This window comes from Zooshikella sp. RANM57, from assembly GCF_050749885.1.
GTDB lineage: Bacteria > Pseudomonadota > Gammaproteobacteria > Pseudomonadales > Zooshikellaceae > Zooshikella.
Genome location: NZ_JBOIUB010000011.1, coordinates 198,162 through 205,336, shown reverse-complemented (window position 1 = coordinate 205,336; position 7,175 = coordinate 198,162). Strand labels below are relative to the sequence as shown.

The window sequence follows — 7,175 nt, the reverse complement described above, 5'->3', positions numbered from 1 at the left end:
AAACAGTTTTTACTATGCTTTCCAAAGATAGATTCCTGTGACAATACGACTTTGACAACCGCATTCTCGCAGTTTCTATCTTTGGTACAACCTACCATTCTCAGCCAAAAACTGTCCACAGTATTGATGGAAAAAGGTATTACTAAGCAACAAAGGCATCATGTGCATCTGACTGAATCTATAGCAGTAGGTAAGGCTGTGGGTGGACGATACGGTAAACCTGTTATTTTAGCTATTGATGCTCAGGCTATGCTTCAAGAAGGATTTGTCTTTTTTAAAACGACTAATAATGTATGGTTAGTTGAAGAGGTTCCTCCAACCTATATAAGGGCCTGCTGATAGCCCTTAAGGACAAAATCCAGGGTCTTGAGCATACTTACAGAGAGGGTGGTCAAAACACTCATTGTTTTTCATTTCTTTTATTTGTTCAGCCAAAATGGTGGCGTCTTGCAAGCTTGTACAATGTAAGTCTGCCTGATTCAGGTTGGCTTTTGTAAAGTCAGCATTTGGAAAATAAGTACTCAGTATTGTTGTATTGTGTAGATTAGTGCCTACTAGGTTAGTGTTTGAAAAGCGGTAACCAAACAATTCAGCATGGCTTAAATCTGTACCTGTTAGATTGACCGTATTTGCTAATTTATTTTGGCTGAGTTGAGCATGTTGCATATTGGCGGCGGTTAGATTAACGCGGTTAAGAGAAACGTGCCCCCAATAGGTGTGTGATAAATTGACGCCAGTCATGTTCGTATTATCAAAGTAAACTTCAATAAGTTGAGTATTACTCAGGTTGCTGTGGGTAAGATCAACATTGATGAACGTACTGTAGCTAATGCGAGCGCCTGCCAAATTTGCATTGATCAGAGTGGTATCCTGAAGTTTCAGTGACTCAAAACTTAAACCCGATAAATCACAAAAAGAAAGGTTACAGTTGGCGCATGTATTTGTTTCTAGCAGTTTTTGTTTATCTTTTTCATGACAAGAAGCGGATAGAGACTGGTTATGAATACAGAGTAAGCTAACAACAAGTACTGAATAAATTTTATACGCTCTCATTAGAATTTCCTTATACGTTTATCCCTGTTATTCAATTGGACATTGTTGGTTAAGTAATACAGTTGTCAATTTTGTCCACAGTAAGCTCCAATATAGTACTTTGTTATATATTCGTGTGGCCCTTAAACCTACCAAAGAATCTCCAGGTGCTTCCTTCTCAAATCAATGAAATGTGTGTTAAGCACGCATGTTTGCTGTGTTAGAACGAATGCAGCTTAAGTACAATCCTTCATTGTAGCGAATACAAGCCACAGTACATGTTAGATGAATTTTGAAAAAGCGCTGTTGCTGTGAGCAATTTATACGAAAATCCGGTGATCCCGCTTTTTGAATCTATAGTGATATGTGGCTTTGTTTATGCCGTTTCCTTATGAAAAGTTGAAGTATTTCCAACTTGAGCATGACATTAGTGATTAATAATATACAGCTTTATTGAGTGCCAATTTGCGCTTTTGGGAATCCAGGTTTAACTTTTATAAAAAAAGCAGTCTCAAAAGAGTAAGGTGGCTTAAGATATTTTCAGTCAAATGTTGAACCATAATGTAGCCTTTGAGAATCATTTTGCTGGCTTTGAATACGAGGTGATCAGGAGCGATTCTTATGGGGTTTAAATTAATCTTTCAGTCAAATAAGTAAGCTAAGGGGGAAGTCCATGACACCTTCTTTTGATTTCTTTATCAAGGGAGCAGGAAAGGAAGCCATTACCCAGCTGATCGATGAACACTATTTACAACTATCGCAAGATAAAAGAGAGCTCATTTCATTTGCCATTGAGCATAAAAGTGAAGATGAGTTCATGGGCGAGGAAGACTCATGGGCTTGTATGATTCAGGATGAGTATGGTTTTTTACCTGATATACAGGTTATTTTCTATCCCAAAGTGGATCAGTTAGATGAGGCTGCAATTATTGCGGTTTATCTAATCAAACAAATACTCAACCATTTCGATGGTGATGCCGTCCTAATTCATGACTTTGATGCTGATATGTTGATTCGACGTAATGGCGAAATTAACCTGTCATCCAAAGATGAATGCTGGTCTGAGTCGTTGTTAAATGCGCTTGCTCAGGATACAAGAGCCGCCTGATTTTTACTGCCTGTTGGCCTAAAAGACAAGCACATTGGCAATAGGTTGATGCCAATTGATTAAAACCAACAGCGTGCCCAGCATCGAAAGGGGGATAAAGACTATCCCTCGTTTAATGGGTAGTAGGGTTATCAACGAACCAAGAGTTGAGCATTTAATCATATAGGTGACGAGATTGGTCATGATATCGGGGGTGAGTTCAATCCATATCCCTTGACTTTGTGCTGCTTTGGCTAATAACAGGAACGTACCAAGTACCATTACAAATAAACAGCAGCTGACGGCAACAACCAAGCGTTGAAGTGCGCCTGAAACATAAGCGGTAGCTCTCTGCTTAAGCTTTTTAGATGCTTCTGAATTTATCCTGCCAAGCTTAATTGCCCCTTCTTTGGTAGGTTCTGGCTTTATAATATTTAGTTTTACGTCACAGAGCTTCGCACTATTTGCTTTCATGATGCTTGTTATCCATTAACTGGTTGAGTCCCTGCTTAAAAATACCAGCTAATTTCTGCTCTTAAATAGTCCTCCTGTTGTAAAAATGAAAGTTTGTGACTAGGGTCCTGATTTAGTGTGTTAAGCCAGTCCAAGCCGCTTTGAGGCATGTCATGCCGATGAGAAAACCAACGACTTTCTATTGTTAATAGAAGATTTGGGCTAAGCCTATGTTCAACTTCCAGGCTCCAGTTTTTACTGTTGTCATCAATGATGACTCCCAATAGTGCTTGGGTGCTGGCAAAGTTATTCATTGTCCAACGTGTACCCAGAAACCAGCCGTCACTCACCCGATCAATAGGAGCATTATCACCTCGGTCATCGAATAGCCACTCAACTAACACCCCCATATCAATGCCAGTATTAAATGCGTTAACTTCTGTGTATTCGAAACCAGTGGTGACAGCAGTATTTCGATCCCAAGGGCCGATGCCTGAGTCACTGAGTAGTTCCAACTTAAATGCCCAGCTTTGCCAAAGGTATTGCGCTTCTAAACCGGTTAAGTCGGTAATGTCATAAACGGGTCGGATTTCTGGAAAGTAGTAAGCATTATTGCGATTGCTCTGGTCCAGAGTAGAGAGCAAAAGCTGGGGTGTTTCCAGCTCAAACCAGGGATCACGACTCGTGCCATGAAAGTGAAAGAGCCCAAGGTCAAGCTGACCTAGCATTTGCTGCCAACGAATGGCCCAGTCAATGTGCTTGCTTCCAGCGCTTGACTGAAAATGTGCATCACCCATTTTAATAGGCATACGTAAACGGCCCTTGCGTCCTGGAAAGGTTCTTTCTCGAAAGCCGGGCAATATATAGCCATTAATGGCTCCAGAAGGATAAAAATAAGCGAGATTGAGCATGGGCTGGCCTAGCTTATCTTCACCATCAATGTTTTCAACCAAGTCAGTTTGATTTAACACGGCTAAGAGATGCCTGCTTTCAGTCACTCCCCAAAATTGTTGAAGAATGCCAGTACGGAGTAGCCATTGCGCTGAGGGTTGATAGTCCCAACTTAGCTCTCGGATATCCCAATGAGTACGCTTTTTATCCACAGCATCATAACGGGCAAAGAGATCGAGACGTAGAGGATTGGAGGCTTGAGCTAGAGGGTATTGGCCCTTAAGTTGTCCGCGGAATGAGATATTTGAGTTTTCCTGTTCAGGGTAACCAGTATTAGGAAAATAACTCATTTCGATACCAAGCTCAGGATCCCAAAGGGGGCTTATTTCATGGGCTGATACGGCTGTGGATAAGTAAAGTCCAGAGCAGAGCAGTGAAATTATTACATTGCGTAATGAGGCATTGATGATACTGCAGTTTGACATCATGTTAGGCTCAGTGGGCTTGGCTACGTAGTTGATACTGACTGAACTGAGCCGTAGTTAGGCCGGTTTTGAAGTGATAATCGCTGTATTCCAGAATCGTTTTTTTTCCTGTTTGATAGTTTTCCATAATACTGCGCAGGGGACGCCAGTAAGCATTGGCAAATTGCTGGTATCCCTCAAAAAAAAGGGTTTTTAATAACGTATGCTTGCGGTCATAAAAATCAATGCGCCAAATCCGGTAGGCTTCTTTGTCCAGCCAAACATGCTGCTTACTGTATCCGGAGTGAGCATCCTTAGGAATGCGCTCCAGTAGCCAGGCTGGCTTATCTTCAAATTGAGTGCTTTTCAATAGCCTATAGTTGTAGTCATCGACTTCCTGGCGAATCATATCTTCGTAAGCAAACTCACTCCCCACAAAAGGACCAGAACGATCATTCGCGGTAATTCGTTTCACTCGACGTAAGGCGGGCAAGTAAAGCCATTGATCATCATTTGCCTGAGGGTGGGCATGGGTGAGTAGTGCTGTACCCTTTTGGTCACGAGGTGAAAGAAATAAGGTTAAGCTTCTGTCCCCATCCTTGGTCATCTCTAATGTACTAACTGCTAATGAGCGCTCTGCACGTTGGCCCATCGCATCAAGCAATATCATCTTTACATTTACCTGCATATCGCTGTACCCAAGATCCTGCAGATCTGCAGCCTCAGCGACTTCATAACCTTTCTCCTTCGCATCAGCCAATGCCTGTGGAGCTTGCTCACTGCTTGCCGTTGAGGCGAGTGAGGTACTCGTGACAATTGAAGTACCGGCTATCATAGAGATGCTGAAGGTGAGCCAATAGAGTGCCTGTTTACAGCAGATTTTATTAATGAGGTGCATGCTCTACTTCCTTGATAACTGAAAAGTGCGTTAATCGTTGGTCTAAAAGGAACAGCAGTGGAGGTAGCAATAACAGGTCGATAACCAGTGCAAAGATAATGGTAATAGCGGTTAATAAACCAAGCTGAGCATTGGGGGTGTAGTGGCTGGCGGCTAACACTGCAAAACTGGCAGCAAGGACAACACTGGTTGTCACAATAGCCACACCACTACTTTCTAGTGTGGTGGTTAATGCCTGGGAAGGGGGGAGACCTTGATGCCTTCTGGCATGAAGATATCGATGTAAAAAGTGAACAGTATCATCAACCACTAACCCTAGAGTCAGGCTGGCGACAACGGAGATACTCAGGCCAACTTGCCCTGATAACCACCCCCATAAGCCGAAAGATATCATGATAGGGAAGAGGTTGGTGAGCATGCCCAAACTGCCCACTTTTAAGGAGCGAAGTGCGCCAATAATAATGAAAGATATTAATAAGAGTGCGACTAAGGTGCCGTAATACATTGCTGGAATATTATTCAGTGCGATATGGGCAAACATCATATCGATACCAATGCCCTGGCTACTTAAACCTGCTTTTTGTTGTGCTTGTAGAATGTTTAGCGCATGTTTTTCAAGCCAGCTTTGCACCCGTTGATCAAAAGCCAAAATGGTCGCGGAGTCCGTTAGCCAAAGTCTAACCGTCAAGCGTGTAGCATCATGGTTGAAACTGATTCGATTGTTCAGATCATGCCCATAAGGTAAGGACAGTTCATACAGCAACTGATACTGAGCAATCAACTCAGCCTTTTCTGGAATGGTGTATTGAGTGGGTTTATCGCCATGTAATGCCTGGTTGAGGCGTTTGATGATATCGCTATAGGTTTCAACATGAGCAACTTCTGGTTGCTGTCTTAACCAGTGACTCAATTCAGCTAAGGTCTGTTGATAACTGGGTTGAAAAATTCCTTCCGCTTTATCCGTTGGCAAAATATAGTCAATGCGGTGTAAGCCTGTTAAGTGATGATCAATAGCCTCTGCGTTTTGCCGGAACTCAAAGCTGTTATCAAAAAATGCAATGAAGGTTTCATTAATCTTGTTCTGGCTGAGACCTGATATGAGCAAGAGTGATAACAGCAAGCTACCGACTAAAAAAGCATAGGGGTGTTGAACCAATTTCTTCGCGAGATAAGGCATCAAACGGCTAATAATGGATGCATTAGCGGTGACTGGAATAGGCTTTATCAACAGGAAGGCGGGTAGCATGACTAACGCTAATAACAGTGCTGCCCCAACGCCAATCGCAACCACATTGCCTAAGTCATGAAATGCGGGGGACGAACTAAAATTCATTGCTAAAAAGCCGATTATTGTCGTCACACTGGTTAAGATCACAGGGCGGGTGTTGAGGCGAAGTGTTTCAATAACTGCGGCAGAGGCGTTTAACCCTTGCCGGCAGTGATACATAAAGCCATTGAGCAAGTGAATGCAGTCGGCAACGGCAATAATCATTATCATGCTGGGTGCAAAAGCCGTCACCGGGGAGATAACAGGGTTTAGCCAACCCTTGATTCCAAAAGCAATGGTTACTGAGAGCGTCACCAAAGTGAGCACTAGCACCATGGCTCGTACACTGCGCAGTAATACCACAAGAAAGACAACAAGTACGGCATAGCTTAAGGGAATCAGTGTCAGTAGATCTTGTTCAGTCGCTACCGCAAAAACCTCATCAGCAAAGACTGAACCACTGGCAAAGAATTCAAGCTGTGGATAACGTTGCTTGAACTCAGCCAGCATCGAACGGATGTATTGGGTAACCTGACGGGTTTCAGCAATAGGGTTGTCTGGTAAATGCAAGCCAACATTGACTGCGTTCATGACTTGATCTTTACCAAGTAGAAGCTGATTAACAGCGGGTTCTCGTTGTAAACGCTGTAATGCAGATTTTATTTCTGCCGAGGAAAGTGAAGCAGGACTATCCAGTAATGGTTCAACTTGGATGTCATCGCCTTGTGCCTGAATGTATTTATAGTTGGTGACTGAGGTGACACGTTGTGAAAAAGGAATTTGCCAGGCAGCTTGTGTCAGCTCATGGAGTGCCTGTAATGCTTCAGGGGTAACTGCGTTTGCTTTGTCATTTTTATTTTGAATCACTAAATAGGCATTTTGGGTTTTACCATACTGACTTTCTAAGTTATTCAATGCCAATCGGTAAGGATCATCATTAGCGTAATACACCTGATAATCAATAGAGATCCATAGTTTGGCTAAACCAGTGCAGCTGAGTAAAACCAGTAATAAGCAACCCACAAGCGCTGTTTTGGGATAGCACAAGAGCCAGTGAGTTAGCGAAAGTTTTCGCATGTTCAT

The 7,175-nt window shown here is 42.7% G+C and carries 7 protein-coding genes; 2 read left to right on the top strand and 5 right to left on the bottom strand.

Annotation, left to right across the window (positions count from 1 at the left end; translation table 11 throughout):
• The coding region (locus ACQ96U_RS20880; protein ID WP_431723205.1) for an RNA 2'-phosphotransferase at positions 1 to 339 on the top strand (339 nt) is incomplete at its 5' end.
• Positions 340 to 345: 6 nt separating this feature from the next.
• On the opposite strand, the gene ACQ96U_RS20875 is transcribed toward ACQ96U_RS20880, so the two are convergent.
• Positions 346 to 1,053 (bottom strand): pentapeptide repeat-containing protein, encoded by a 708-nt coding sequence (locus tag ACQ96U_RS20875; RefSeq protein ID WP_431723204.1) that lies wholly within the window; start codon positions 1,051 to 1,053, stop codon positions 346 to 348.
• A 652-nt stretch (positions 1,054 to 1,705) separates the two neighbouring features.
• Here ACQ96U_RS20875 and ACQ96U_RS20870 point away from each other — a divergent pair.
• Positions 1,706 to 2,140, top strand: a complete 435-nt coding sequence (locus tag ACQ96U_RS20870) for a SitI3 family protein (RefSeq protein ID WP_431723203.1) — start codon at positions 1,706 to 1,708, stop codon at positions 2,138 to 2,140.
• 18 nt (positions 2,141 to 2,158) lie between these two features.
• Here ACQ96U_RS20870 and ACQ96U_RS20865 read toward each other — a convergent pair whose 3' ends face one another.
• From ACQ96U_RS20865 to ACQ96U_RS20850, 4 genes are read right to left on the bottom strand one after another with little or no spacing between them, the layout of a single operon-like run.
• Positions 2,159 to 2,593 (bottom strand): hypothetical protein, encoded by a 435-nt coding sequence (locus ACQ96U_RS20865; RefSeq protein WP_431723202.1) that lies wholly within the window; start codon positions 2,591 to 2,593, stop codon positions 2,159 to 2,161.
• 35 nt (positions 2,594 to 2,628) lie between these two features.
• Positions 2,629 to 3,951 (bottom strand): hypothetical protein, encoded by a 1,323-nt coding sequence (locus tag ACQ96U_RS20860; RefSeq protein WP_431723201.1) that lies wholly within the window; start codon positions 3,949 to 3,951, stop codon positions 2,629 to 2,631.
• A 7-nt stretch (positions 3,952 to 3,958) separates the two neighbouring features.
• Complete coding sequence (locus tag ACQ96U_RS20855) at positions 3,959 to 4,825, bottom strand: outer membrane lipoprotein-sorting protein (protein WP_431723200.1); 867 nt, start codon at positions 4,823 to 4,825, stop codon at positions 3,959 to 3,961.
• Positions 4,812 to 7,169 (bottom strand): efflux RND transporter permease subunit, encoded by a 2,358-nt coding sequence (locus ACQ96U_RS20850; RefSeq protein ID WP_431723199.1) that lies wholly within the window; start codon positions 7,167 to 7,169, stop codon positions 4,812 to 4,814. Before ACQ96U_RS20850 ends, ACQ96U_RS20855 begins: the two co-directional genes overlap by 14 nt.
• Between the last annotated feature and the right edge of the window lie 6 nt (positions 7,170 to 7,175).